Annotated in this window: 30 protein-coding genes; 13 read left to right on the top strand and 17 right to left on the bottom strand. The window is 62.6% G+C overall.

All coding sequences use genetic code 11. The features are described 5' to 3' along the window. Positions 1-155: 155 nt before the first annotated feature. The 11 genes from AC1ZQA_RS10610 to AC1ZQA_RS10660 all read left to right on the top strand — a co-directional run bounded on the left by AC1ZQA_RS10610 (position 156) and on the right by AC1ZQA_RS10660 (position 5,071). Positions 156-800 (top strand): hypothetical protein, encoded by a 645-nt coding sequence (locus tag AC1ZQA_RS10610; protein ID WP_482676878.1) that lies wholly within the window; start codon positions 156-158, stop codon positions 798-800. Continuing rightward, complete coding sequence (locus tag AC1ZQA_RS10615; protein WP_141655757.1) at positions 797-1,630, top strand: DUF3037 domain-containing protein; 834 nt, start codon at positions 797-799, stop codon at positions 1,628-1,630. The genes AC1ZQA_RS10610 and AC1ZQA_RS10615 overlap by 4 nt, the downstream gene beginning before the upstream one ends. Before the next feature lie 164 nt (positions 1,631-1,794). After that, entirely contained in the window at positions 1,795-2,259 is a 465-nt protein-coding gene (locus tag AC1ZQA_RS10620; protein ID WP_055450462.1) for a single-stranded DNA-binding protein, read from the top strand. Positions 2,260-2,271: 12 nt separating this feature from the next. After that, positions 2,272-2,478, top strand: coding sequence for a hypothetical protein (locus tag AC1ZQA_RS10625; protein WP_055450463.1), 207 nt, complete (start codon positions 2,272-2,274; stop codon positions 2,476-2,478). Beyond that, positions 2,478-3,260, top strand: coding sequence for an HD domain-containing protein (locus AC1ZQA_RS10630; RefSeq protein ID WP_055450464.1), 783 nt, complete (start codon positions 2,478-2,480; stop codon positions 3,258-3,260). Before AC1ZQA_RS10625 ends, AC1ZQA_RS10630 begins: the two co-directional genes overlap by 1 nt. A gap of 11 nt (positions 3,261-3,271) precedes the next feature. Next, positions 3,272-3,580, top strand: coding sequence for a hypothetical protein (locus AC1ZQA_RS10635; protein ID WP_055450465.1), 309 nt, complete (start codon positions 3,272-3,274; stop codon positions 3,578-3,580). A gap of 14 nt (positions 3,581-3,594) precedes the next feature. Continuing rightward, complete coding sequence (locus AC1ZQA_RS10640; RefSeq protein WP_055450466.1) at positions 3,595-3,822, top strand: hypothetical protein; 228 nt, start codon at positions 3,595-3,597, stop codon at positions 3,820-3,822. Positions 3,823-3,842: 20 nt separating this feature from the next. Further along, positions 3,843-4,121 carry a hypothetical protein gene (locus AC1ZQA_RS10645; RefSeq protein WP_055450467.1) on the top strand — a complete coding sequence of 93 codons (279 nt, stop codon included), beginning with the start codon at positions 3,843-3,845 and terminating at the stop codon, positions 4,119-4,121. After that, positions 4,121-4,294 (top strand): hypothetical protein, encoded by a 174-nt coding sequence (locus AC1ZQA_RS10650; protein ID WP_156346981.1) that lies wholly within the window; start codon positions 4,121-4,123, stop codon positions 4,292-4,294. Before AC1ZQA_RS10645 ends, AC1ZQA_RS10650 begins: the two co-directional genes overlap by 1 nt. Continuing rightward, positions 4,291-4,821 carry a nucleoside 2-deoxyribosyltransferase gene (locus AC1ZQA_RS10655; protein ID WP_055450468.1) on the top strand — a complete coding sequence of 177 codons (531 nt, stop codon included), beginning with the start codon at positions 4,291-4,293 and terminating at the stop codon, positions 4,819-4,821. The genes AC1ZQA_RS10650 and AC1ZQA_RS10655 overlap by 4 nt, the downstream gene beginning before the upstream one ends. Position 4,822: 1 nt before the next feature. Then, complete coding sequence (locus AC1ZQA_RS10660) at positions 4,823-5,071, top strand: helix-turn-helix transcriptional regulator (protein ID WP_072243012.1); 249 nt, start codon at positions 4,823-4,825, stop codon at positions 5,069-5,071. On the opposite strand, the gene AC1ZQA_RS10665 is transcribed toward AC1ZQA_RS10660, so the two are convergent. The 3 genes from AC1ZQA_RS10665 to guaB form a co-directional block, all read right to left on the bottom strand. Beyond that, positions 5,046-6,254, bottom strand: coding sequence for a tyrosine-type recombinase/integrase (locus AC1ZQA_RS10665; protein ID WP_055450657.1), 1,209 nt, complete (start codon positions 6,252-6,254; stop codon positions 5,046-5,048). The genes AC1ZQA_RS10660 and AC1ZQA_RS10665 overlap by 26 nt on opposite strands. A 304-nt stretch (positions 6,255-6,558) precedes the next feature. Continuing rightward, positions 6,559-8,142 (bottom strand): glutamine-hydrolyzing GMP synthase, encoded by a 1,584-nt coding sequence (gene guaA / locus AC1ZQA_RS10670; RefSeq protein WP_482676879.1) that lies wholly within the window; start codon positions 8,140-8,142, stop codon positions 6,559-6,561. A gap of 40 nt (positions 8,143-8,182) precedes the next feature. After that, positions 8,183-9,658 (bottom strand): IMP dehydrogenase, encoded by a 1,476-nt coding sequence (guaB, locus tag AC1ZQA_RS10675; protein WP_482676880.1) that lies wholly within the window; start codon positions 9,656-9,658, stop codon positions 8,183-8,185. A 114-nt stretch (positions 9,659-9,772) separates the two neighbouring features. Between guaB and AC1ZQA_RS10680 the strand changes: the two genes are divergently transcribed. Together AC1ZQA_RS10680 and AC1ZQA_RS10685 are read left to right on the top strand one after the other, a co-directional pair. Then, a protein-coding gene (locus AC1ZQA_RS10680; RefSeq protein ID WP_482676881.1) for an IS3 family transposase occupies positions 9,773-10,962 on the top strand; the annotation gives its coding sequence in 2 pieces (ribosomal slippage) (positions 9,773-10,031 and positions 10,031-10,962; 1,191 coding nt in all). Between the two features lie 111 nt (positions 10,963-11,073). Continuing rightward, positions 11,074-11,616, top strand: coding sequence for a DUF4124 domain-containing protein (locus tag AC1ZQA_RS10685; protein ID WP_482676882.1), 543 nt, complete (start codon positions 11,074-11,076; stop codon positions 11,614-11,616). Positions 11,617-11,635: 19 nt separating this feature from the next. On the opposite strand, the gene AC1ZQA_RS10690 is transcribed toward AC1ZQA_RS10685, so the two are convergent. From AC1ZQA_RS10690 to AC1ZQA_RS10755, 14 genes are all read right to left on the bottom strand, one after another. Further along, positions 11,636-12,160 carry a phosphoribosyltransferase gene (locus tag AC1ZQA_RS10690; protein ID WP_482676883.1) on the bottom strand — a complete coding sequence of 175 codons (525 nt, stop codon included), beginning with the start codon at positions 12,158-12,160 and terminating at the stop codon, positions 11,636-11,638. Positions 12,161-12,217: 57 nt separating this feature from the next. After that, positions 12,218-13,540 carry an adenylosuccinate synthase gene (locus AC1ZQA_RS10695; RefSeq protein ID WP_482676884.1) on the bottom strand — a complete coding sequence of 441 codons (1,323 nt, stop codon included), beginning with the start codon at positions 13,538-13,540 and terminating at the stop codon, positions 12,218-12,220. A 48-nt stretch (positions 13,541-13,588) separates the two neighbouring features. Next, entirely contained in the window at positions 13,589-14,743 is a 1,155-nt protein-coding gene (locus AC1ZQA_RS10700; protein ID WP_482676885.1) for an ATP phosphoribosyltransferase regulatory subunit, read from the bottom strand. 48 nt (positions 14,744-14,791) lie between these two features. Next, positions 14,792-14,977, bottom strand: a complete 186-nt coding sequence (locus AC1ZQA_RS10705) for a DUF2065 family protein (RefSeq protein WP_482676886.1) — start codon at positions 14,975-14,977, stop codon at positions 14,792-14,794. A gap of 53 nt (positions 14,978-15,030) precedes the next feature. Beyond that, the gene (gene hflC / locus AC1ZQA_RS10710) at positions 15,031-15,921 is read right to left on the bottom strand and encodes a protease modulator HflC (protein ID WP_482676887.1); all 891 of its coding nucleotides are present in this window, start codon (positions 15,919-15,921) and stop codon (positions 15,031-15,033) included. Between the two features lie 10 nt (positions 15,922-15,931). Next, positions 15,932-17,263 carry an FtsH protease activity modulator HflK gene (hflK, locus tag AC1ZQA_RS10715; RefSeq protein ID WP_482676888.1) on the bottom strand — a complete coding sequence of 444 codons (1,332 nt, stop codon included), beginning with the start codon at positions 17,261-17,263 and terminating at the stop codon, positions 15,932-15,934. A gap of 86 nt (positions 17,264-17,349) precedes the next feature. Further along, a complete protein-coding gene (hflX, locus tag AC1ZQA_RS10720) occupies positions 17,350-18,531 on the bottom strand; it encodes a GTPase HflX (protein ID WP_482676889.1) in 1,182 nt (393 codons plus the stop codon). Next, positions 18,506-18,751 (bottom strand): RNA chaperone Hfq, encoded by a 246-nt coding sequence (gene hfq / locus AC1ZQA_RS10725; protein ID WP_482676890.1) that lies wholly within the window; start codon positions 18,749-18,751, stop codon positions 18,506-18,508. Before hfq ends, hflX begins: the two co-directional genes overlap by 26 nt. 116 nt (positions 18,752-18,867) lie before the next feature. Then, positions 18,868-20,259, bottom strand: coding sequence for a ribosome biogenesis GTPase Der (gene der, locus AC1ZQA_RS10730; RefSeq protein WP_482676891.1), 1,392 nt, complete (start codon positions 20,257-20,259; stop codon positions 18,868-18,870). Positions 20,260-20,264: 5 nt separating this feature from the next. Then, complete coding sequence (gene bamB / locus AC1ZQA_RS10735; protein WP_482676892.1) at positions 20,265-21,374, bottom strand: outer membrane protein assembly factor BamB; 1,110 nt, start codon at positions 21,372-21,374, stop codon at positions 20,265-20,267. Between the two features lie 62 nt (positions 21,375-21,436). Next, on the bottom strand, positions 21,437-22,075 hold the full coding sequence (locus AC1ZQA_RS10740; protein ID WP_482676893.1) for a YfgM family protein: 639 nt from the start codon (positions 22,073-22,075) through the stop codon (positions 21,437-21,439). 42 nt (positions 22,076-22,117) lie between these two features. Further along, positions 22,118-23,395, bottom strand: a complete 1,278-nt coding sequence (gene hisS, locus AC1ZQA_RS10745; RefSeq protein ID WP_482676894.1) for a histidine--tRNA ligase — start codon at positions 23,393-23,395, stop codon at positions 22,118-22,120. 5 nt (positions 23,396-23,400) lie between these two features. Further along, positions 23,401-24,684, bottom strand: coding sequence for a flavodoxin-dependent (E)-4-hydroxy-3-methylbut-2-enyl-diphosphate synthase (ispG, locus tag AC1ZQA_RS10750; RefSeq protein WP_482676895.1), 1,284 nt, complete (start codon positions 24,682-24,684; stop codon positions 23,401-23,403). 11 nt (positions 24,685-24,695) lie between these two features. Then, positions 24,696-25,577, bottom strand: coding sequence for a helix-turn-helix domain-containing protein (locus AC1ZQA_RS10755; RefSeq protein ID WP_482676896.1), 882 nt, complete (start codon positions 25,575-25,577; stop codon positions 24,696-24,698). Positions 25,578-25,583 lie beyond the last annotated feature (6 nt).

The following is a 25,583-nucleotide window of genomic DNA, read 5'->3' on the forward strand; positions in this document are numbered from 1 at the left end:
CGATTCGCGTACCACCGCTGCTGGGGGTGGATGCCTATTTGGGCCCAGTGCCGGGCGCACCCTCACGACCACCTCACGGCGGTCTACGCGAGACCCACCTGGCGTTGATCCGCTTCCAGGGCCAAGTTCGGCGGGCTTACGTCAAGCATTTTTCGGTGACCGAGCCATTTGGACTCTTCAATGAGGCGCTTGCGTGCACCCTCCTGAGTGGATTGGGTGTACCTTGCTCAGAAGGCGCTGTGCTTCCTGCCCCAGTGCTTGGGTCGGACGAGGCCACTCTGGCCTTTGCGAGCCTGGAGGCCGCCCGTGGATTCGAGGGAACTGCCAAGCAAATTTATCAGCCGCTCGGCCCAGAGCAACTGGATGAAGTCACTCGGCGCCTACATGCCTGCGCTGCATTCGCGTCGATCATCGCTGCCGATCAACTCTTGGGCAACAGCGACCGTAACATCGGCAATTTGGCATTCACCGGACCACGATCCATCGAAATCTTCGACCATGAAGCCATTCTGGGTGGCGCGGCATTCCCCACAGAGCGCCTGTACGAACCACAAGTATGGGCACGCAGCAAGCTTATCGAAGACCTTGCCCCAATTCAGGCATTGTCGCCTAGGTTAAAAACGGGCATCATCGCTGCAGCTGAAGTTCTAGTGGATCTCTTTTATGAGATTCAACCCGAGTTCAGCAAGGCAATTCAAGTGGGAGCAACTGGACGCGCTACTGCGAGTGCGGAAGCGATTCGGCGACGCTCACACGAAGTCGTTGGCTGGTTTCGCAGTCGTCTTGGCCTACTGATATGAACACGTTTGATTCATTGCTGAAGACACAGCCTTCGCTCAATCTGCAGCAGACTGGACAGTGGTTTGTTATTCGGTGCACCCCTGATCCCTATACAAGCGAGCGATTCAATATCGGTGTCGCCGGCATGGACGCAAATGGCGTGCGCCATGCGAAAGTAATGGAAGATCCTGGGCGATTGAAATGTCTGTACGGCGAGTCAGCGGCCAACATCATCGCACTTGCGCATGTCGCGAAGCGATGTGCGCTTGCGGGCGAGGGTTCGCCCTCGACACAGATCGAGTTTGCCGATCCCAGCCCGTTCTACAACTCCAATCTTCCAGAGTTTCTAAACGCCGCATTTGAGCAGCAGGTGACAGCAGCCATTCCAATCAAGGAAGCAGACGCACGCACACGCATCGACGACGATGGGGCGCTACGACTGGTGAGCGACTGCATTCGCAAGACACTTCAACTCGCCGCGGAAGAGATTTTGACTGACACCCCATTTCTTTCCTTCGATACCCCCCGCGGCAAGCGTTCCGTCTACGCGCCTTTTGTTACGCGCGATGCGGTTGGCACGCTGAAGAGTACAGACTATGGAGCCGAAACCGTCCGCACTCACCTGATGGATGCTGTCCTCGACATGGAATTCGCGGCTCGCTTCGGAAAGAAGCAGCGCCAAGGCCTGTTCATTCTTCGCCCTCCGATGCCGAAGGAAAAAGAAGCCCAACAAATCGACCGCGCGCTAGATACCGTGCTGTTTCGCGCGCATCCCATCTTGCATGTCGAGATGGAATCCACCGTCGACGCGCTGGCCGAGCGCGTGATCGAGTGGGCGAACGCTGCATAGATTGAACCGACACTGAAAGAAGCCGCCTCCGGGCGGCCTTTTTCCGCCCACGAAAGCTGTTTCTATATGTGTCTCCCCTAATCATGACAAATAGCTAGCGAACGCTATTGCTTTAATGTTTAGCGTTCGCTACTATTCATTCCATCCCCTCGATGGAGTGAAGCATGTCCTCTCTCAACAAGGTTCAACTGATCGGCCACCTCGGTCGCGACCCGGAGGTGCGCTACACACCGGACGGCCTGGCCGTCGCCCATCTGCAAATTGCCACAACTCGCGTCTGGAAGGACAAGAACGGCGAGCGGCAGGAAGAGACCGAATGGACGCGCGTCGTCTTCTATGACCGCCGTGCCGAAATCGCCTCCGATTACCTCAAAAAGGGTAGCCAGTGCTTCGTTGAAGGCTACCTGCGCACCCGGAAATGGGAAGACAAGGGCGGCGTTGAACGCTTCACGCCCGAGGTGGTTGGCACTGACCTGATCCTGCTGGGTGGTAAATCCGGGGCGCAGCCGCAAGAACAGACGCAGGCGCAGCCTGAGCAGGCTGTTGCCGCGCCAGTCGCTGCGGCCCGCAGGCCGGTGGACATGTCCAAGGCGACATTCACCATAAAACCCGACACAGAGGACATCTGAGGAGCGCCGACCATGTTCTACAGGCCATTCAAAGTGGACTATTCCCTCGTAGGGGAGCGCGATGGCAGCGCCGGGCGCGCCCCCGATCCTGCGCTGTGGCGGCGCGATGCTTACCGGCGCGGCTATGCACAGGGTCTTCTTGCCCGCGCAGAGCGCATCGCGCAGGGCGCTGCTCCGATGCCCATGCTTGGTCGCAGCAGCGTGGAGGCGCGGCTGTGATGGACTACGGCTACCGAATAGAACCCCGCTCCGATGAGCTTGGCGGCGGCTGGCGATTGCGCCTCCTGGAGAACGGCGAGGAAATCGGCGGTGGCATTTTTCCTGCTGGCGAATCAGACCTCGAAGCCTACGACGATGCACAGGCCGAGGCATCAGCATGGCTCGGGAGCCGACCGCAGACTAGCCTGCCGATGCACATGATGTCCCATTCGGGCATCGATTATTTGCCCGGCAGGTTAAGGGTGCGTGACGTGCAAATCGCAGACATCGCTCACGCGCTGTCGCTGATCTGCCGTTTCGGCGGGCACTGTACCGAGCACTACTCGGTGGCACAGCACAGCCTGTTGGTGGTACGCATCCTGGAATCGATGGACGCACCGGCGGAGGCCATGCTGTGCGGGCTGATGCATGACGCGCATGAGGCCTATGTCGGCGATGTGCCAACACCGATCAAGGCCGCGCTTGGAGCAACATGGGCTGATCTCGAACACCAAGCTGAGGATTCTGTCTTGGATGCGTTCGGCTTGCGTGATGCGATGAATGACTGGCGTGACATCGTGAAGCATGCAGATCGTGTGGCGCTGGCGACAGAACGGCGGGATGTATTACGGTTTGACATGAACGTCAACCAACCGTGGGCCATACTTGAAGGTGTTGCGCCGCACGATGGGCATGCTGCTCTGGTGGGCGCGACACCACAGCGTTGGGCTGCGCTATTTCTGGAGCAATTTTTCATGCTCAGGGAGGCTTGCGGTGCCCGTTCTTCCATTTTCACGACTTGAGGGAGTTTTCAATGAAACATTCGATTGCATTAGTCGCGCTGCTGTCCGCTGGGCTGTTGGCGGGATGCGGTAAGTCAACGCCAAGTGTCTCTTCGACGACAAGCAGCGGCCCCAGCCCATACAGTGGCCACGATCAGGCTTGGTTCGTCGCACACCCCAAGGAGAACGACCAAGAAAACATCTGGTGCAAAGCGAACAACGGCTACTTGAACCCCCTCGTCAAGGAGCAGGCAAAGACCTATGACCCGGCATGCGACCTCGCAGCCAATGCGTATTACCAGCGCATGCAGAACGCAAAGACGCAGCCGGGCGCCTTCTGACGAAAGGAACAAACATGCAGAACGCCGGAGTGACCATCGTCATCATGATGATCGTGCTTTACGCCCTCGGCCACCTGTTCTTGATGGCGCCGCTCTGGGTCAAGCTGATTGTCCTGTCGCCCATTCTCTTCTCGCTGGGCCGACTGCTTTGGGCAATCGGAAAGCGGCTGTGGGGCGTTTACAGGCAAGCTGCCTGGGAATTCAAGATTCGCCGGATGATGTCCCGCGTCAGGCGGATGTAACACCAAACTAAGGAACAGCCATGCACAACGACCTGCTCGAACTTCCGCAACGGGTGATCGCCTTCGCGCGCATCGGCCTGCGGCCCTCCCCGGCCGACATCGAAGCGGCCATTCGCCGCCTCGACCAGGCGGAGTCCTCTATGCAAGCCCTGGGCCATAGCGCGATCGGGCTTCAGCCCGCACGGGCTGCTTTGGCATCTTTGCGGTGGGGGCACCTGCCACATCGGGATGCATGCGTATCTGCCGTCGCCAGCTTGGCTGCGGTGATGGCCCAGGGAATCGCTTTGGAGGATGCGTGATGCATCTGGACATCGGGCACATGATCGTCAGCTCGGTGGTGCATGGGCTGGTCTATGACGTGATTTTCAAGACAACGCGGCATCTGTCGATCGTGCAGACGGCCGGACTAGCGATTGTCGCGATTGCTGCAGTGTGGGTTACGGCAAAAATATTCGGAGGAAAGCGTCGATGAGCAAGCCACGCGTCTATCTGGCCGGACCAGACCTGTTTTTCGAGGATCGGGAGGAGCGATATGCCCGGCTGCGGGCGGCATGCGCACAAGCCGGTCTGGATGCTGTGGCGCCGATTGATGGCCTTGAGCTGCACACAGAGGGGCCACTTCCCGCAGCAGAACAAATCTATCAGCACAATCTGCGGCTTCTGCGCATCTGTGATGCGGTACTGGTGAACCTGAGCCCATTCCGCGGCTCGGAACCGGATAGCGGATCAGTATTCGAGGCAGCTTTCGCCTACGCCATCGGCAAGCCAGTGGCTGGCTGGATCGGCGACTACTGGCACACAGCAGAGCGGTCAGCCATGCTGCGCAAGGTCTGGCACGACTGTGATGGCCGCGCACGCGACAAGCTCGACGGCGGATTGGTGGAGGACTTCGGGCTGCCAGCCAACCTGATGCTGGCGTGCAGCTTCCCGATCATGCCAACGGCGGGAGAGGCGGTGGAACGGCTGGTAGATGCGGTGCAACCGTGCGTGGGGATGTGAAATGAGTCCTGTACATACAAAACCCAATAAAGTGTTAATCAACCGCAAAAGACTTCTGGCAATGATCCCGCTATCTGAGCGAACCATCTTCAACATGGAACAGCGGGGAGAGTTTCCCCGCCGCATCGCTCTAACCAGCAGAAACGTCGCGTGGGACTTGGCCGAGGTTGAAGAATGGATCGAGGCGCGTAAATCATCTGGGACGCATGCCACGCGCCCTGGCATTACTCACATGGCCGCGACCGCTTGACCGTCCACTCGTCGATCATGTCAGCCCAGTCTTGCAGCATGGCTGTGCGCTGCTCTCGGTACTCGGCCTTGTTGTAGACGGCCCTCACACCACGTTGCTCGTGGGCAAGGCATTTTTCGATCCAATCGGTGTTATATCCGGCTTCGTGCAGCAGCGTACTTGCCGTTCGCCGCAGGTCGTGAGGCCCAAACTTCGCAAGGGGTTTCCCCTCCTTCTGAGCAAGCCTGTACGTCAGCGTCAACACCTGGTTGAGCGTCGCGCTGCTCATTGGCATATCAGAGTCATAGCGCGACGGCAGCACATAGTCTGAACCACCGGCAAAGGTCTTCAAAGCAATGAAGATGTCCAGCGCCTGCCTGGACAGGAACACCAGATGCGGGTTGCGCCGCTTCATGCGCTCTTTTGGGATCGTCCACAGCGCCTCGCTGAAATTGATTTCGCTCCACGTCGCGTTCGTCAGCTCGCTTTTGCGCACCATCGTCAGTAACAGCAGCTTGGCCGCCGCCCGAATGGATGGCGCGGTACCGATGCGCTCCATGTACTGGTACATCAGGGCGATCTCATCGGGCGTCAGTGCACGATCTCTCGGCTCAAACTTGGCGATGGAGGTGGGGCGCACCAACTCTGCTGGGTTCTCGACCTTCTGGCCACGCTCGATCGCCCACCTGTAGACCTGGAGAACGACTTCACGCGAATGCACCGCGGTAGCTGGTGCACCGCGCTCCACGATGGCATCGGTCAGCGCCCGCAGGTCTTCGTGCGTGATTTCGACCAGCTTCTGGCTGCCAAACTTAGGTTTTAGCTCGCGCTCATAGACCGCCCGGCGCATGTCGCGGGTGGAGTCGGCCATCTGGTAGCCACGCAGCCACTTTTCCGCCCACGCACCGAAGGTTTCGGCGTCTTTGACGCGTGCCTTCTCTCGCGCCTTCTCCCTTGCAGGTGACTTCCCGGCCGCAATCATCTTCTTGGCCTCGCCCAGGCGTTCACGGGCTTCCGACAGAGTGATGCCGCCGACGCCATAGCGTCCGAACGTGATGGTCTCCTGCCGACCGTTGATCGAGTAGTTGTAGCGGAAGGATATGGATCCCGCAGGGGTGACGGCCACATAGAGGCCATCCCGGTCGTTCACCTTGTAGAGTTTGTCCTGCGGCTTGAGGCTTCGCAGTTTGGTATCAGTCAGCATGGTCTTGGCCCCGCGCGAGTTCCAATACCATGATTTAAACATCCCGAAAAACAGAAAAAACACCTTTAATATCAGATGTTTATGCTGTTTTCATACCATGTCGCTCGTTCAATGCGACATGGCATCAGGTACAACTCATGGCATCAGAAAGAAATAGTACCACCCACAATGCCATTAAAAAATGGTGCTTGGCGTTGCCTCTCGATGCCTGTCAATGCAACTATACCGAGAAAACAATTCAATGTTGACGATAACTTACGCACGATTTGATGCTTTGTGATGCCAGCCACTGCCCGACGTGGAATCATTCCCATTCGATGGTGGCCGGCGGTTTGCTCGACACGTCGTAGGTCACCCGGTTGATGCCGCGCACCTCGTTGATGATGCGGCTGCTGACCTTCTTGAGCAGGCCATAGGGCAGTTCGGCCCAGTCTGCGGTCATGAAGTCGCTGGTCTGCACCGCACGCAGTGCCACGACATAGTCGTAGGTGCGGCCATCGCCCATCACGCCCACGCTCTTGACGGGCAGGAACACGGTGAAAGCCTGGCTGGTGAGGTCGTACCAATTCTTGCCGCTTGCCTCGTCGCGCCAGTTGCGCAATTCCTCGATGAAAATCGCATCGGCGCGGCGCAGCAGATCGGCGTATTCGGGCTTGACCTCCCCCAGTATGCGCACCCCCAGACCGGGCCCTGGGAAGGGATGGCGGTACACCATGTCATGCGGCAAGCCCAGCGCCACGCCAAGTTCGCGCACCTCATCCTTGAACAGGTCGCGCAAAGGTTCCAGCAGTTTCAGCCCCAGCGTTTCGGGCAGGCCGCCGACGTTGTGGTGGCTCTTGATGGTGGTGGCCTTCTTGGTCTTTGCTCCACCGGACTCGATGACGTCGGGATAGATGGTGCCCTGGGCCAGCCACTTGGCATTCTTCAGCTTGGCGGCCTCGGCCTGGAACACCTCGACAAACTCGCGCCCAATGATCTTGCGCTTGGCTTCGGGATCACTGACTCCGGCGAGCGCAGCCATGAAACGGGCGCTGGCGTCGACATGCACCACTTTGGCATGCAGCCGCCCGGCGAACATGTCCATGACCGCCTTGCCTTCATTCAGCCGCAGCAGACCGTGGTCGACAAACACACAGGTGAGCTGATCGCCGATGGCGCGATGAATGAGGGCAGCCGCCACACTGGAGTCCACCCCGCCCGACAAGCCAAGGATGACCTCCTCGCTGCCGACCTGGGAGCGGATGTGCTCGACCGCTTCGCCGATGTGATCGTGCATGACCCAGTCCGGCCTGGCCGCGCAGATCTGCAGCACAAAGCGCTCCAGGATCTCGCGCCCCTTGGCGGTGTGCGTGACCTCGGGATGAAACTGCACCGCGTAATAGCCGCGCGCCTCGTCGGCCATGCCGGCAATGGGGCAACTCGGGGTACTGGCCATGAGCTTGAAGCCGGGCGGCATGGCCGTGACCTTGTCGCCGTGGCTCATCCAGACCTTGAGCATGCCGTGGCCTTCCGGCGTGGTGAAGTCTTCAATGCCGTCGAACAGCCGGGTATGTCCGCGTGCGCGCACCTCTGCATAGCCGAACTCGCGGTGCTGACTGGGCTCGACTTCACCGCCAAGCTGCACGGTCATGGCGAACATGCCGTAGCAGATGCCCAGCACCGGAACCCCGGCATTCCACACAGCCTGCGGGGCGCGCAAGTCCTGATCTTCGTAGGTGCTGGCGTGGCTGCCCGACAGAATGATGCCCTTGGGCGCGAACTCACGGATGAACTCGTCGCTCACGTCATTGGGGTGGATTTCGCAATAGACATGTGCCTCGCGCACGCGGCGGGCAATGAGCTGGGTGACCTGGGAGCCGAAATCGAGGATGAGGATCTTGTCGTGCATGAAGGCTGACGCTGTCGCGGAGTCGGTGATGGGAGGTGCGTCAGTCGACGTGGTAGTTGGGCGCTTCCTGCGTGATCTGCACGTCGTGCACATGGCTCTCGCGCATGCCGGCCGCGGTGATTTGCACAAACTCGGCCTGAGCGCGCATCGCATCGATGCTGGCGCAACCGCAGTAGCCCATGGACGAGCGCACGCCACCGACAAGCTGATAGATGATGGCGACCAGCGGACCCTTGTGCGGCACGCGGCCTTCGATGCCCTCCGGAACGAACTTCTCATTGCCCGCAGCGGAAGACATTTCAGCGCCGTCCTGGAAATAGCGATCGGCCGAGCCAGCCTTCATGGCCCCGATCGAGCCCATGCCACGGTATGCCTTGTACGCGCGGCCCTGGTACAGAATGGCCTCGCCCGGCGCCTCTTCGGTGCCGGCGAACATGCTGCCCATCATGACGGTGGACGCACCTGCAGCAATCGCCTTGGCGATGTCGCCGGAATAGCGGATGCCGCCGTCCGCGATCAGCGGCACGTCCGTGCCCTCCAGCGCCTTGGCCACGTTGGCGATGGCGGTGATCTGCGGCACACCGACGCCCGCGATGATGCGCGTGGTGCAGATGGAGCCCGGGCCAATGCCCACTTTCACGCCGTCCGCACCTGCATCCACCAGAGCCAGGGCAGCGGCGCCCGTGGCAATATTGCCGCCGACCACTTCGATCTGCGGAAAGTTGCGCTTCACCCAGCGCACCCGGTCGAGCACGCCCTGGCTGTGGCCATGCGCGGTATCCACCACGATCACGTCGACACCGGCATTGGCCAGCGCTTCGACACGCTCTTCCGTGCCCTCGCCCACGCCCACTGCCGCGCCCGCGCGCAGCTTGCCTTGCGGGTCGCGTGCGGCATTGGGCCGCTCCGTGGCTTTCTGGATGTCCTTGACCGTCATCAGCCCGCGCAGTTCGAATTCGGCATTGACCACCAGCACGCGTTCCAGACGATGCTGATGCATCAGGGCCTTGGCCTGCTCCAGCGGCGCACCCTCCGGCACGGTGATCAGCCGTTCGCGCGGTGTCATGATGTCGCGCACCGGCGTGTCCAGGCGGGTTTCGAACCGCAAGTCCCGGTTGGTGACGATGCCCACGACCTTGCCGTTCTCGATGACCGGAAAACCGGAGATGCCATGCTGACGCGAGAGCTGCATCACATCGCGCACCTTGACGATGGGCGAAATGGTGATGGGATCGCGCAGCACCCCGGATTCAAAGCGCTTCACCCGCGCCACTTCGGTGGCCTGCGCCTTGGCGCTGAGGTTTTTGTGGATGATGCCAATCCCCCCCTCCTGCGCCATGGCAATGGCCAGGCGGGATTCGGTCACCGTATCCATTGCGGCCGAAACCAGAGGGATATTGAGGGAAATATTGCGAGTCAGGCGAGTCGCAAGGTTGGTGTCTTTGGGCAACACCTGGGAATACGCGGGGACCAACAACACATCGTCGAAAGTCAGCGCTTTTCCTACAAGACGCATAGATGCCTCCGGGCAAAAGGAAATTATAGGGGTCGAACGCGGGCGGCAGCCTGACCTTGCCCGTGAAAAACGTATCCCTTGCTGAGTGATTCAATCCAAGCAAGGAGAACGGAAATGACGAAGACGACAAGGCGGGCGCGGTACACGCTCGAGTTCAAGCAAGAGGCTGTGCGGCTGGTCGAGGGCGGCCAGAGCATCGCTGCGGCAGCCCGCACACTGGGCGTGGTGGATCAGACGCTGTTCAACTGGGTCAAAGCCCAGCGGCACGGCAAGCTCAAGGGGGCTGACAGCAAGGTCGTCAGCGCCGAGCAGATGGAGATCAGTCGGCTGCGGGCCGAATTGGCGCGTGTGAAGATGGAGCGCGACATCCTGGGAAAAGCGACGGCGTACTTCGCAAAGGCAGCGACGTGAAGTACGCCTTCATCCAGCGCCACCGGCGCGTGTGGCCGATCTCGGTGCAGTGCCGGGTGCTGGAGGTCAGCGTGGCTGGCTACCACGCGCACGTCGTGCGGGCCGCCAGCACGGCCCAGCAACGCCATCTCAGCGACGATGCGCTGCTGGTGCATATCAAGGCCATCCACGCCGAGACCCGTGGGAGCTACGGCTGGCCGCGCACCTGGAAGGAACTGCTGGCCAGGGGCATCCGCGTGGGCAAGGAGCGTGTCCAGAAGCTCATGCAACGGCATGGCATCCGCGCCCGTGGCAAGCGGCGCTTCAAGGTCACCACCGACAGCAATCATGACTTCCCGATTGCCCCCAACCTGCTTGACCGGCAGTTCACCGTGGCCGAGCCCGACAAGGTCTGGGCAGGTGACATCACCTACATCGCCACCGACGAAGGGTGGCTGTTTCTGGCCGTGGTCATTGATTTGTTCAGCCGCCAGGTGATCGGCTGGAGCCTGCGCGCCGACATGACGCGCGACATCGTCATCGACGCCCTGCGCATGGCTTGGTTCAAGCGCCATCCGAGCAAGAAAGCCGGGCTCATCTTCCACAGCGACCGCGGTAGCCAGTACGCTGCCAAGGACTTCCGCGACGTGCTGGCCGAGTATGGGATCACGAGTTCAATGAGCCGCAAAGGCAACTGCTGGGACAACGCTTGCAGCGAGACGTTATTCGGTTCGCTCAAGGTGGAGCGGTTGCATGGGCAGCGCTTCAAGACACGTCGCCAAGCGATGGACGAAGCCGTCGCCTGGATGCTCTGGTACAACCGCACCCGGCTGCACTCAACCCTGGCCTATGTCAGCCCGATGCGGTTCGAAGAAAACTGGCTCGCCAACAAACCAAGGCAAGCCAGTGCATGAGTCAGCTATGGGATACGAATTCCAGGGGCAAGGTCAGCCTGCAGGCCAGACAAACACGCAGCCGCCCCCGCGAAGACGCTAAGCTTGCGGCATGTCCTGAGGTCAACCGCCATGCACCCTTTCATGCAATCCGCCAAGTCTCGCCACCATGTGCTGCTGAGAGCCGCCCTCGCTCTGCCCGCCCTCCTGCTGGTCGGCCAGACCGTCCAGGCAGCCCAGTGGAAATGGCTCGATGCCCAGGGCGTGGTGCATTACAGCGATGTTCCCCCTCCGCCCACGGTGCCGGCGCGCAACATCCTGCAGCGGCCAGCGCAGACGGTTGCGCCGGTGCAAACCACAGCGGCTGCAGCCTCTCCGTCCTCCGCGCCTGCGGGCGCAAAACAGCAGGCGAGCAGTGCGCTCGAGAAAAAGATCGCGGAGAAAAAAGCGGCGGATCAGGCCGCGCAGGAGCAGGCCAAACTGCGGCAACAACAGGAGCAGGCGCTGCAGAACCAGCAGAACTGCCTGCAGGCGCAACAACAGCTTCAGATTCTCGACAGCGGACAACGCATGGTGCAGATCGACGCTCAGGGACAGCGCACCATCATGGATGACGCCGAGCGCGCTGCAGAACACGCCCGCATCGCCGGACTCATCGCCCAGTACTGCCGATGAGCCGAAATCTGCAGCGCACTCAGATTTTCCAGCGCTCGGCCAGCTTGGCCGGCCGCAGCACGTCATACTCTTCGAATGGCTGGTGAATCCACGGACTCGTGGGCAACATGTCCACGTAGTACTCGGGCAGATAGGTGGAAATGCCCTTTACCCAGATCACCGCGCTGCGCAGATCCGTGATTTTTCCGCTGCCACTGCGCAGGTGGTTTTCCACCGCCTTGAGGGTTTCGCCTGAATCGGCGAGATCGTCGACCAGCAGGACCCGACCCTCAAGCTCGCCGCGCGGCAGCGTGATGTAGCGCGCAATATCCAGGCGCCCCTGCACCGTCCCGGCGCTTTCGCGGTACGAACTGGTGGACATGATGGCCAAGGGCTTGTTGAAAATGCGCGACAGGATGTCGCCCGGCCGCACCCCGCCTCGGGCCAGGCACAGAATCTGGTCGAACTCCCAGCCGGAGGCATGCACCTTCAGCGCGAGCTTTTCGATCAGGGCGTGGTATTCGTCCCAGGAAACATAGAGATGCTTTCCGTCCTCGCTGAGCATGGCCAAACCTTTGTGAACGTGTTGGAAGTGGAAATCTGCCTGATGCGCGGCTGACACTCAGGCCTGAAACGGGTGCCGCAGCACAATCGTGTGCTCGCGATCCGGGCCGGTGGACACCATGTCGATCGGCGCGCCGATCAATTCACCGACGCGCTGCAGATAGCTGCGCGCGGCCGCCGGGAGCTGATCCCAGGTAGTGAGCCCCTTGGTGCTCTGTGCCCAGCCGGGGAAGTCTTCATAGATCGGCTCGCAGCGCTCGATCTCGTCGGCGTCGAGCGGCAGCACATCACGCCGCACGCCGTCGAGCTGATAACCCACGCAGGCACGGATGGTCGGCAGCCCATCGAGCACATCGAGCTTGGTGATGCACAGACCCGAAACACCATTGATGATGACCGCGCGCTTGAGCGCCGCAACGTCCAGCCAACCGCAGCGCCGCGCGCGTCCAGTGACCGTGCCGAATTCCTGACCGACGCGCGAGAGATGCTCGCCCACACTGCCCGCCTGGTCCGTCGGCAGTTCTGTCGGAAACGGGCCGCTGCCGACCCGGGTGGTATAGGCCTTGGTGATGCCCAGCACATAGTGCAGCATCCCGGGGCCCACACCCGAACCCACGGCGGCCGTACCAGCCACGCAGTTGCTCGAGGTCACGAAGGGATAGGTGCCGTGATCAATGTCCAGCAAGGAGCCCTGCGCGCCTTCAAACAGCAGGCGGTCGCCACGCAGATGCGCCTGGTGAATGCCATAACCGACATCGGCCAGCAGCGGCAGCACCTGCTCAGCCGACTTCAGCAGGGAATCGAGCACCTGCTTGCCGTCGATCGGCTGCGTGTGCAGATAGTTCTTGAGCACGAAATTGTGCAGGTCGAGCACTTCGTCGAGTTTGGTTTGCAGCCGCTGAGGATGCTTGAGGTCCTGCAGCCGGATGGCGCGACGCGCCACCTTGTCTTCATAGGCCGGGCCGATGCCCTTGCCCGTGGTGCCGATCTTGCCACTGCCATCGTTTTCGCGCCGGATTTCGCGCGCCTTGTCGAGCGCCACATGCGTCGGCAGAACCACAGGGCAGGATTCGCTCAGGTGCAGCCGGGAGCGCACATCCACACCCGCGGCTTCGAGCCGCGCGATTTCGAGCAGAAGATGCTCCGGGTCGACCACCACGCCGTTGCCCACATAGCATGCCACGCCGGGCCGCATCACGCCGGAGGGAATGAGTTGCAGCGCGGTCTTGTGCCCATTGATCACCAGGGTATGCCCTGCATTGTGACCGCCCTGGAAGCGCACCACGCCTTGCGCATGGTCGGTCAGCCAATCGACGACCTTGCCCTTGCCTTCATCTCCCCATTGGGTACCCACCACAACAACATGACGTCCAGTATTCACGCGGTGTTCTTTCAGTATCAGTCAGTCAAAGAATCGGTATGAGGCGAATCAGGCCAGGTCTTCGACCTGCCAGGTGGCATTGCGCAGCACCAGTCGGCGGCCATAGCTGGCGCGCGCCAATTCGATTTGATTCAAGGGCAATTGCACCACGGTTTCTCCGCGCAGTCGCAAATCGGCGACCGCCTGTGACAAACCGGCTGCATCAGACCATTCGGCCAGAATGGCGGCGCGCGGTGGAGTGGCATCAGCCAGTCCAGCCACCTCGCGCAGATCCATGGAAAAGCCCGTGGCTGCTCGCGGCCTGCCGAAACTCGCGCCAACTTCGTCGTAACGCCCGCCTCGCGCCACGGCATTCGCATAGCCCGGCGCATAGGCGCTGAAAATCACGCCGCTGTGATAGCGGTAGCCACGCATGTCGGCCAGATCGATCTGCACCGTCACGCCTTGCTGCTGGTGGTGCTGCGCGAGAGTGGACAAATCATCCAGCGCACCTTGGATCAGCGCGTGTTGCGGCAAGACACGGCGCGCCTCCTGCAGAACCTGCGCATCGCCATACAGCTCCGGCAGAACGAGAATGGCCTCGCGCTGCTGCGCTGTGCATGCGCGCGTCAACAAACGAAGCTCTCCTGCATCCTTGCTGGCTAGCGCATCCAGAATGGCCTCCATGTCCTGCGGCCCGAGCAGCAGGCCCGACAGCACACCACGGACAATGCGGTTGTCCGCCAGATCGAGCGCCGCGTGATGGACCCCGGCCAGGCGCAGACAGGCCATGGACAGTTGCTGCACTTCCAGATCGGCCTCCAGTCCCGAATGCCCGTACAGCTCGGCACCGAATTGCAGGATTTCGCGGCTGGCATGGACACCCTCCGGGTGCGTGCGCACGGCACTGCCGCAATAGCAGACGCGCGTCACTCCATCCTGATTCAACAGATGCGCATCGATGCGCGCGGCTTGCGGTGTCATGTCGGCACGCAAGCCCAGTGCGCGGCCGGAGAGTTGATCGACCAGCTTGAAGGTCTGCAGGTCGAGGTCTTGCCCGGTGCCTGACAGCAGCGAGTCGACGAACTCCAGCAAGGGCGGCATGACCAGGGCATAGCCATGGCGCTGCGCAGTGTCCAGACAGGCGCGGCGCAGCTGTTCGATGATCGCCGCCTCGCGGGGCAGCACATCGGAAAAGTATTCAGGAAGACGCCAGTTGCTCATGGAACGCGCAAAAAATGGCGACGCGACAATCCGCGCCAACCTCTCAGCTTACTTGAGGAGAAGCACCAGGAGAAGGCCACCGAGCACGGCAATCAAGCCGACAAACCGGAGTTGCCCGTCCGTCAAGGCCATGAGTTGGCGAAACGTCGCGCGCCACTGGCGTGGGACAAGCAAGGGCATCAGCCCTTCGAGCACCAGAACCAGGCCAAGAGCGAGGAGCAGGGAGTCCAGCATAGACAGCCGAGACCCGGGCGCGCTTCAACCGGATGCGCAACCCGGGGTTTTTTTCATTTGGCCGACTTTGGCGCAGAACCTCCAGGACTGCGGAAGAACTGGAAGAACTGGCTGTTCGGATCGAGCACCAGGACGTCGGACTTGTTGTTGAAACTGGCGCGGTACGCTTCCAGACTTCGGTAGAACTCGGCAAACTGCGGATTCTGCCCGAACGACTTGGCGTAGATCGAGGACGCCTCGGCATCGCCCTGACCCTTGATGGTCTGGGCCTTGCTGTAGGCCTGGGAGATGACGATTTCGCGCTGCTTGTCGGCTTCGGCGCGGATTTTTTCGGCCTCGGCGTAGCCTGTCGATCGCAGCTCATTGGCCACGCGCTGACGCTCGGCCTCCATGCGGCGATACACCGACTGGGTGATGGCGGCAACAAAATCGACCCGAGTCAGACGCATGTCCACGATCTGAATCCCCGTGCCCTTGATGTCCTTGGCAATGCCAGCCTGCACATCCTGCATGACCTGATCCCGCTGCGACGCCAACACCTGCCGCACGGTGCGCTTGGTGATCTGCTCGTTCAGTGCAGCCTTGACGATCTGTGACAGGCGATCCCCGGCACGGCGTTGGTCGCCGCCGTAGCTGCGGATGAATTCGGTCGGGTTGGTGATGCGCCACTTCAGATACCAGTCCACCACCACGTTCTTTTTCTCGGCGGTGATGAAACGGTCGGTATCCGGGCTCTGCAGGGTCAGGATGCGCTTGTCGATAAACACCACATTCTCGAAAGGCGCTGGAACCTTGAAATACAGACCCGGTTCGCTGATGACGCGCTTGATCTGTCCCAGGCCGAAGACAGCGGCGAACTGCCGCTGATCCACCACGAACAGACTCGATGACAGCACCAGCAGCGCAACGACGATGGCGGCAATCGCCAGAATGACTTTGTTCATGTCTCCGTCCTTACTGGAAGTTGCGCTCGCGCAGCGTATCGCGCGACGTTCTGGACGGAGCGGGTGCCGTGCCGTCCGGCAGCGCAGCGGCACTGTCCACCGCACTGGGCGAGGCACCCACCGAGGCCGCCGGGAGGGCGGGCACCGCGGCCGGGGCGGCAGGCGCGGGCACCGCAGACGATGACGGCTTGCCCGCAGATTGCTGCAGCAACTTGTCGAGAGGGAGATAAAGCAGGTTGTTGTTGCTGCGCGAATCCACCATGACCTTGGAAACGCTGGTGAGAATGTCTTGCATGGTCTGGAGATACATCCGCTCGCGCGTGACTTGCGGCGCCTTTTCGTACTGCTGAAGAATTTGGTCGAAGCGCGAGGAATCGCCTTGCGCCTGCGCAACGACCTGGGCCTTGTAGGCCTCTGCATCCTGGATCAGGCGTGACGCCGTGCCCTGCGCACGCGGAATGACGTTGTTGGCGTAGGCCTGCGCTTCGTTCTTCAGGCGTTCCCGGTCTTGACCCGCCTTGATCGCGTCATCAAACGCGGCCTGCACCTGCTCGGGCGGTTGCACGTTCTGCAGCGTGACCGTGGTGATGACGATCCCGGTTTTGTAACGGTCAAGAATTTTCTGCGTCAAGGCCTGGACGTCGCTGGCCACTTGCTCACGCCCTTCGTACAGCACATAGTCGAGAGTCTTGTTGCCGACGACCTCGCGCACGGCAGTTTCCGCAGCCTGCGACACGGCGTCGTCGGGGCTGCGATTGTTGTAGAGATACTCCACCACGTTGTCGATGCGGTATTGCACCGCAAAGCGCACGTCCACGATGTTTTCATCTTCGGTCAACATGGCCGATTCGGGCAACCCAGTGGCCTTGACCTCCCCGCCTCGCCCGACTTCGACCGAGCGGACCTGCGAGACATTGATGATTTCGTCAGCCTCGAAGGGGTAGGGCAAACGCCAGTGGAATCCGGCATCGGCGATGTAGGCCAGCTTGCCGAAGCGCGTGACGGAGGCCTGCTGTCCTTCCTGCACGATGAAAAACCCGGAAGACAGCCAGCCAAGCACTCCGATGAGGACCAGAATGACAAAGCCGACCCCCATGCCTTTTGCCGATGGGTAGAGGTCCGGGCGCTGCGGAGGGGTTCCCATGCCACCACCATTGCCACCGCGCTTCTTGCCGAACAGCCCGTTAAGCTTGCGGTTGAAGTCACGCCAGAGCTCGTCCAGATCGGGGGGGCCGCCGTTGCCGGGACGACGGTTCGGGTCCTGGTTGTTGTTCTGGTTGCTGTTCCCACCCTCGTCCTTGCCCCAGCGCGGATCGTTGAGGTTGAAAAGGCGAGTGAACACGCGCGAAGCAGGCCAGACACCGCGCCAAGCGCGAGCACGCAGTACTGTGTGCCCAGCAGGAGATGCACGCCAAAAACGGGAGGAAGTCATGCGGAGAGGTGAGTGGTGTCGGACAAAACTGGCGAAACAGACTGGAAACGGGGATCTGCCAGAACGGCTTCAAGCAAGGCATCCTTGAGCGCTGCAAGCCCTGTGCCCTTCAGGGCGCTGACCGCAAAGCGAGGCATGCTATCACGCGCGTTGATGCCCTCTGCATCGTTGTGACCATGTGTAACCTGAAGGTTCACCGGCAACAGGTCTGATTTGTTCAGGATCAAGAACTGGGGAATGTCGTCCGCGCCGATCTCGTGCAAGACCGACTGCACTTCGTCCATCTGCTCGTGCAGCATGGGCGCGCTGGCATCCACGACATGCAGGAGCAGGTCGGCCTGCAAGGTGTCTTCCAGCGTGGCCTTGAACGCCTCGATCAGGGTGTGCGGCAGATCGCGGATGAAGCCCACGGTATCGGACAAGGTGGCATTGACCTGCGGTGCCAGATAGAACTTGCGCGTCGTGGTGTCGAGCGTGGCGAACAGCTGGTCGGCCGCGTAGATTTTGGACTTGGTCAGGGCATTGAACAGCGTGCTCTTGCCGGCATTGGTGTAACCCACAAGCGCCACGCGAAACGCACCCGTGCGACCACGCGCGCGACGCTGCGTCATGCGCTGACGCCCGAGCTTGCCCAGGCGGGTTCGCAGCATCTTGATCTTGTCATCGAGCATGCGGCGGTCGAGTTCGATCTGCTTTTCGCCCGGGCCGCCGCGCACGCCAATCCCTCCGGTCTGGCGCTCCAGGTGGGTCCAGCCGCGCACCAGACGCGTGGCCAGATGCTCCAGGCGCGCCAGTTCAACCTGCATCTTGCCCTCTGCGCTCTGGGCGCGGCGGGCGAAGATTTCAAGAATCAGTCCGGTGCGGTCGATCACCGGCTTGCCCAGGGCCTTTTCCAGGTTGCGCTGCTGGATGGGGCTCAGGGCATTGTCGAAAATGATGGTGTCGGCCGACGAGGTACTGACCAGCTCGCCCAACTCCTCCAGCTTTCCGGAACCGATGTAGGTTGCGGCATCGGGCCGCGCGCGCACGCAGGACATCTCTCCCGCCAGCGCATAACCGGCGGAACTGCTCAGTTGCTCCAGTTCAGCCAAGGCGTCGCCCGACGCCGGACGCCGCTGTTGCACACTGACCAGCGCAGCGCGCCCAGGGCCCTCAGGCTGCGGGGGTTTCTTGCTCACCAACTTGGAATGTGACGGGACGTGCGGGAACAACGGTGGAAATCGCGTGCTTGTAGACCATCTGCGTGACGGTGTTGCGCAGCAACACAACATATTGATCGAACGATTCGATGTGACCCTGCAGCTTGATGCCGTTGACCAGATAAATGGACACCTGCACATGCTCCTTGCGCAGCAGGTTCAGGAAGGGGTCTTGTAGCAACTGCCCTTTGTTACTCATCTTATTCTCCGTTGTGTGAGGAAAGCGTAAATGGCATTCGTGGCCCGGAATGCAAGAGCACGCAAAATAACATAGTGCTGATATGGGTGGCGATCCGTGGGTGTTTCCAGCCCAGTTCAATCATCCCGCGCGTAAGGATTGGTCGAACTTCGGTACTCCACCCGTAACGGAGTGCCCGTCAGATCGAATTTTTCACGCAACCGTCCCTCGAGATAGCGCGTGTAGGTCGCCGGAACACGGTCGAGCGCACTGCCGTGGATCACGATGATGGGTGGGTTGGTGCCGCCCTGGTGGGCATAGCGCAGCTTGGGGCGGACCGGGCCGACGCGCGGCGGTTGCTGCTGCGCCACGGCCTCGATGATCGCGCGTGTGAGCTTGGGCGTCGACAGCTTGCGGTAGGCGGCGGCATGTGCGGCGATGACCGATTTCATCAGCCCGTTCAGACCCGCGCCCGTTCGCGCCGAAATGCTGTGAAAGCGGGCGAAGCTCACAAAAGGCAGGCGCTGGCGAATCGCCACCATCAGGCGTTCACGACCGTAGGTGTCCACCGCGTCCCATTTGTTGGCTGCCAGCACCAGCGCCCTGCCCGCCTCGACCGCGAAGCTGGCGATGTGCGCGTCCTGATCGGAAACGCCCTCCGTGGCATCCAGGAGCAGAACGACCACATTGGCCTGTTCGATGGCCTGCAGGGTCTTGATGACGGAAAATTTTTCCACTGCCTCGAACACCTTGCCCTTGCGCCGCAAGCCCGCGGTGTCGATCAGGATGAACTTGCGGCCATCGCGCTCGAAGGGCACTTCGATGGCGTCGCGCGTGGTGCCCGGCATGTCGAAGGCGATCACCCGTTCTTCACCCACCAGCGCATTGACCAGCGTGGACTTGCCGACATTCGGCCGCCCGGCAATGGCCAGGCGCAGACTGTGAACGCGCTGCGGCGGCGCAGGCGTCGCCCCTGGTTCCGGGAGCGCCGCTTCGGGCTCGACGACCGGTTCGACCGCCTCGTCGGGCTGCTCGGGCGGCAGAATGGCGAGGATGCGCTCGAGCAGATCGGGCACGGAGTCGCCATGCGCGGCGCTGATGGAAAACGGTTCGCCCAGGCCGAGTTCATGGAATTCAGCCAGCGCGGGGTGCCCGTGGCGGCCCTCCGCCTTGTTCACGGCGAGCACAATCGGCTTGCCGGTCTTGCGCAGCTCTGCTGCGATGTGCAGGTCCTGCGGACTCAGGCCGGTGCGCAGATCGACCAGGAACACCACCAGGTCGGATTCGGCAATGGCCTGGCGGGTTTGCCGCGCCATCTGGTGCACGATGCCGGTATCGACCACGGGCTCGAAACCGCCGGTATCGACCACGATGACCGGGCGGTCGGCCATGCGCAGCATGCCGTAGTGCCGGTCGCGCGTCAGGCCCGGCATGTCGGCGACGATGGCGTCGCGCGAGCGCGTCAGGCGGTTGAACAGTGTGGACTTGCCGACATTGGGGCGCCCGACCAGGGAGACGATGGGGGTCATCCGCTTCAGTCCGGGACGAAGGCGTAGACCCCGCCCTTGGCCGTGACCACGACCATGGTCTTGCCCACGACCACCGGAGCCACCGCAATGGCGCTGCCATCCGTGGACACGCGGCCGACAATGCTGCCGTCCTTGGCCGACAGGAAGCTGATATAGCCTTGATAGTCGCCCACCGCGACCGTGCGCCCGACCAGCAGCGGCGCACTCAGGTTGCGATACTTCAGTTGGGAATTGGTCCAGCTCGGCACGCCGTCCGCCGCTGCATAGGCCTGCACATCGCCGTCCGCCTGCGTGCCGACGACTTCCTGGTCATTCATGCTCAGCGCGGTGTAACCATCGGCAGCGCGCGTCCAGAGAATGCGCCCCGTGTCGGCGTCCACACAACCCACCGTGGATTGATAGGCCCGGGCGCAGACGGTGGAGCCCAGCAAGGCGGGCTGGCCGGTGATGCCGACCACGCGCTCCACCTCGGTGACACCACGCGGACGTGCCAGCGTGGCCTGCCAGCGCGGCAGACCGTCGTTGAGAGAGTAGGCGTCGATGCGCCCGAGCGCGGTGCCGATCATCACCAGACCGTCGTGCACCACCATGCCGCCCGCCTGCTGCACCAGCAGCGAGGCGGCACGGCTGTCGGCCTGCCACAGACGCTTGCCGGAGGCCGCGTCGAATGCAAGCACGCGCTGATCCGCGCCCTGCACGATGATGCGTCCTCCAGTCACGGTGGGAGGCGTGAGGACCGTGGTGGGCAATTGGTAACGCCACAGCAACTGGCCCTTGGGACCGATGGAGATCAATCCGTTGTTCTTGTCGACCACGGCGGTGAACGTGCCATCGCTGCCGGTGGCGGCGCTGATGCCCGACGGCACCTTGGCCGACCAGACGATCTGCCCGGTCGCACTGTCGAGGCGCATGATTTGTCCGTCAGCCGAAGCGACGACAACGGCTCCGGGCAGCGTGGCCGTCTGGAACCAGGCCGGGACATCGCCGATGCGCTGCGTCCAGACCTGCTTGACGGTGAGAATGTTGACCACCGGCGACAAGGGGGTGGGATCGGGACGTTTGGAGCCCGAGGCGCAGGCGCCAAGCAGCGCTGCCAGCAGCAGCGGCAGGGCCATGCGCCCCACGCGGGTCCATCGCCCCCCGTGCGGGCAGCATGCTTCTGAAATCGGACGCATCTTCATGCTGCACCCCCGCCAACGGCTTGAAGTCTTTGCTGCACGGCAGCGCGCTCGGAAGACTCTGCGGGCAAGGCCTTGAGCGCAGCCTCATACGCCTGACGCGCCGCATCGCGCTGGCCCTGCAAGGCGGCGAGATCGCCCCGGCGCAGATCAAAGAGTGCGGCAAAGGTCGGCTCTGGAACCTCGGCCAGGGTCTTGTCCGCTTCGGCATATTGCTTCGCGTCGATCTGCAGGGCCGACAGGTTCAGCCGGGCCACCGCACGCTCACTCTTGCCTTCGGCGTGGTCGGCCGCCCACTTCAGGATGGTGATGGCCTCGGCATTCTTTCCTGCGTCGTGCAGGGCCTTTGCGACGGCAAGCGCTGCCATGCCGGCATAGGCACTTGCTGGCGCCTTGGACTGCATCACGGTCCAGGCTTGCTGAATCTTGTCCGGGCTGTTGCTCTGCAGCGCCACCTGGACCTGCTCGAACACCGCAGCCGCCTTCACGCCCTCGTTGCGCTGCCACCATTGCCAGCCGTAATACCCGGCAAAGCCGAGCGCCACGGCCAGCACGCCAGCGGAGATCTGCGTACCCCAGCGTTCCCAGAAATGGCGCAACTGGGCGATCTGTTCTTGTTCTTCGAAGTTGTAGCTCATGAGAGGTCGTCGGCCGAAAGTGGGTGATTTTAGGGTGCCGGTTCAGAGCAATGCAGAAATCAGGCTGTGCAACGGCTCCAGCGCGACCAGGCGTTGTTGCTGGGCATCCTGCGCACCGCGCAAATCCTTGATGCCGACCTGCCCGTCCTGCATTTCCTGCTCGCCGAACACCAGCGCCCAGCGCGCGCCGCTGGCATCTGCCTTTTTCATCTGCGATTTCATGCTGCCGCCGCCCAGATGCAACTGCACCTGCACGCCGGCGGCACGCAAGGCCTCGCACACCGGCATGGCGCGTGGCATCAAATCCGGATTGGTGAGCACGGCGTAGGCATGCGGGACGCTCGCGGGCGCAGCCTGACCGGCCTCGACCAGCAGTTCGAGCACCCGCTCGACGCCCAGCGCCCAGCCGCATGCCGGTGCAGGCTTGCCGCCGATCTGCTCGATCAGGCCGTCGTAGCGCCCGCCGGCACAGACAGTGGCCTGTGCGCCGAGGCGATCGGTCACCCACTCGAACACGGTGAGGTTGTAGTAATCGAGCCCGCGCACCAGCCGGGGGTTGATGACGAAGGGCTGGCCGGCTGCGCGCAGCAACGCCTGCACGCCATGAAAATGCGCCAAAGATGCCTCGCCCAGATAGTCGATCAGCCGCGGCGCGGCAGCGACCAGCTCCTGCATCTGCGGGTTCTTGGTGTCGAGCACGCGCAAGGGGTTGGCGTGCAACCTGCGCTTCGCATCGGCATCGAGCTGGTCGGCGTGTCGCTCCAGATACTGGATGAGATCGACCCGGTGGCGCGCCCGCTCGTCGGCCTGCCCCAGACAGTTGATTTCCAGCGTGACCAGATCGCTCACCCCCAGGCGCGACCACAGCTGCCGCGCCATGAGCATCAGTTCGACATCGGCATCCGGCCCGGCAAAGCCCAGTGCTTCCGCGCCGACCTGATGGAATTGCCGGTAGCGTCCCCGCTGCGGGCGCTCGTGGCGGAACATGGGCCCGGTGTACCAAAGCCGCTTGCCGCCATCGTGCAGCAAACCATGTTCGATGCAGGCGCGCACCACCGCGGCGGTGCCTTCGGGCCGCAGGGTGAGCTGTTCACCGTTGAGCGCGTCGGTGAAGCTGTACATCTCCTTCTCAACGATGTCGGTCACCTCGCCGATGCCCCGCACGAACAGCGGGGTGTATTCGACGATCGGGGTGCGCAGGTTCTGATAGCCGTAGCTGCGCATCAGTTCGCGCACCTGCTGCTCGAACCATTCCCAGGCCGCCGATTTGGGCGGCACGATGTCATTCATGCCTTTGACGGCACTCAGTCTGTCTGCCATGGGGATCAGGCCACCCGATCGGGATGGCGGTGTGCTGCGCCGTAGCGCTGATGAACGTACTGTTCGACGATGGTCTGGAATTCGGCCGCGATGTTGTCGCCGCGCAGGGTCATGCGCTTTTCGCCGTCGATGAACACGGGCGCCGCAGGAGACTCGCCCGTGCCCGGCAGGCTGATGCCGATGTCGGCATGCTTGCTCTCGCCCGGGCCGTTGACGATGCAGCCCATCACCGCCACACGCAGTTGCTCCACGCCGGGATAGCGCGAGCGCCACACCGGCATCTGCGCGCGCAGAAACTGGTCGATGGTCTGGGTGAGTTCCTGAAAGAAGGTGCTGGTGGTGCGACCGCAGCCCGGGCAGGCGGTCACCGACGGCGTGAACGCGCGCAACCCCAGCGCCTGCAGGATTTCCAGCGCCACGGTCACTTCGTCGGTGCGCGCACCGTTGGGCTCGGGCGTGAGCGACACGCGGATGGTGTCGCCGATGCCTTCCTGCAGCAGCACCGCCAGCGCGGCGGTCGAGGCCACCGCACCCTTGGTGCCCATGCCAGCCTCGGTCAGCCCGAGGTGCAGCGGGTAGTCGCAGCGCGCCGCCAGCGCCCGGTACACGGTGATCAGATCCTGCACATTCGAGACCTTGCACGACAGCAGGATCTGCGCCGGGCTCATGCCCAGCTCCTGCGCGCGCTGCGCCGATTCGAGCGCCGAGAGCACCAGCGCCTGCGCCATGATCTGCCGGGTTTCATAGGGTTGTGCCCGGTGCGCGTTGGCGTCCATCAGTGAGGCGAGCAATTCCTGGTCCAGACTGCCCCAGTTCACCCCGATGCGCACCGGCTTGTCATGGCGCAGCGCAATATCGATCATCTGGCCAAACTGCCGGTCTTTTTTTTCGCCCTTGCCCACATTGCCGGGGTTGATGCGGTACTTGGACAGCGCCTGCGCGCAGCCCGGATAGTCGGTGAGCAGGCGGTGGCCGTTGTAGTGGAAGTCGCCAATCAGTGGCACCGACACCCCCATGCGATCGAGCTGCTCGCGGATCGCCGGAACCGCTGCAGCCGCCTCGGGCGTGTCGACCGTGATGCGCACCAGTTCCGAGCCGGCCATCGCCAGTTCCTTGACCTGGATCGCGGTGGCGATCGCATCGGACGTGTCGGTGTTGGTCATGGACTGCACCCGCACCGGTGCATCGCCGCCCACGGTGACCACGGTGTCGCCCCACACCACACGCGCCTGCCGCGTGACATGGCGTGCGGGCACGGCTTCGGGGATGGGCGGATCGAGCAATTGCATGAGAGGGCGGGTTATTTCAGCGTGAGTCGAGCGACATTGCCTCGCGTGGCCGGGGCCAGATCGACCGGCTTGCCCGCGTAGGTGAGCGTGGTGCTCGGGGCATTGCCCACAACCACGGTCAGCGGCGCGCTCCCGGCTGGCACCTGAACCGATTGCGGCGACCCGGGTTGCAGCAACTGCGAAAAAATCACCTTGCCGCCCTGGGCAGTCACCTGCACCCAGCTTTGTGCGCTTGCGGTGAATTGCAGTGCCGCGCCACCCGCCGCAACCACTGGCGCGGACGCCGCAGCGCTCGACGCAGGCACGGCAGGGGCAGACGCCGCCAGCGCGGGTGAAGACTGCAGGCCAACAGGCGCGGAAGCGGCGCGTACCGGCTGGGAAGGCGTGGGCACCGCCTCATGCACGACACCCTGTTCAGCCGCGGGCGATGCCGGTTTGGGCTGCAGCCCGTCCACCAGCCCGCGCAGCGCCGGCCAGAAATACACCACTGCGGCCAGCACCACGATCAGAGCCGCGAGCCACAGCATGCCGCGCGATTTATGCACACCGGAGCCGGTACGCGGCAGCGCCCGCTCCGGCATGTTCGCCATGTCATCGGCATCCGCATCCGACGCCTGGGCGCTGAGCAGCACCGGGGCGCCTGGCAGCAGATCGAGCATGGGTTGCGCGTCCACCTTCAGCGCCTTGCAGCAACTGCGCAGCAGCGCGCGGCCAAAGGTCTCGTCAGGCAGCGCAGACCAGTCGCCGGATTCGAGCGCAGCGATCTTGGACGGCGTGACCTTGAGTTGCGCTGCGAGCTCCTCGACACTGCGACCCGCGGCGGTACGCGCCGCGCGCAGTGCAGCACCCGCCTGGGTGCGGCTTTGGATCAGTTCGGGTGTGATCTCGGACATGCGCGA

The sequence above is a fragment of the Thiomonas sp. DCM-2 genome, from assembly GCF_056820905.1.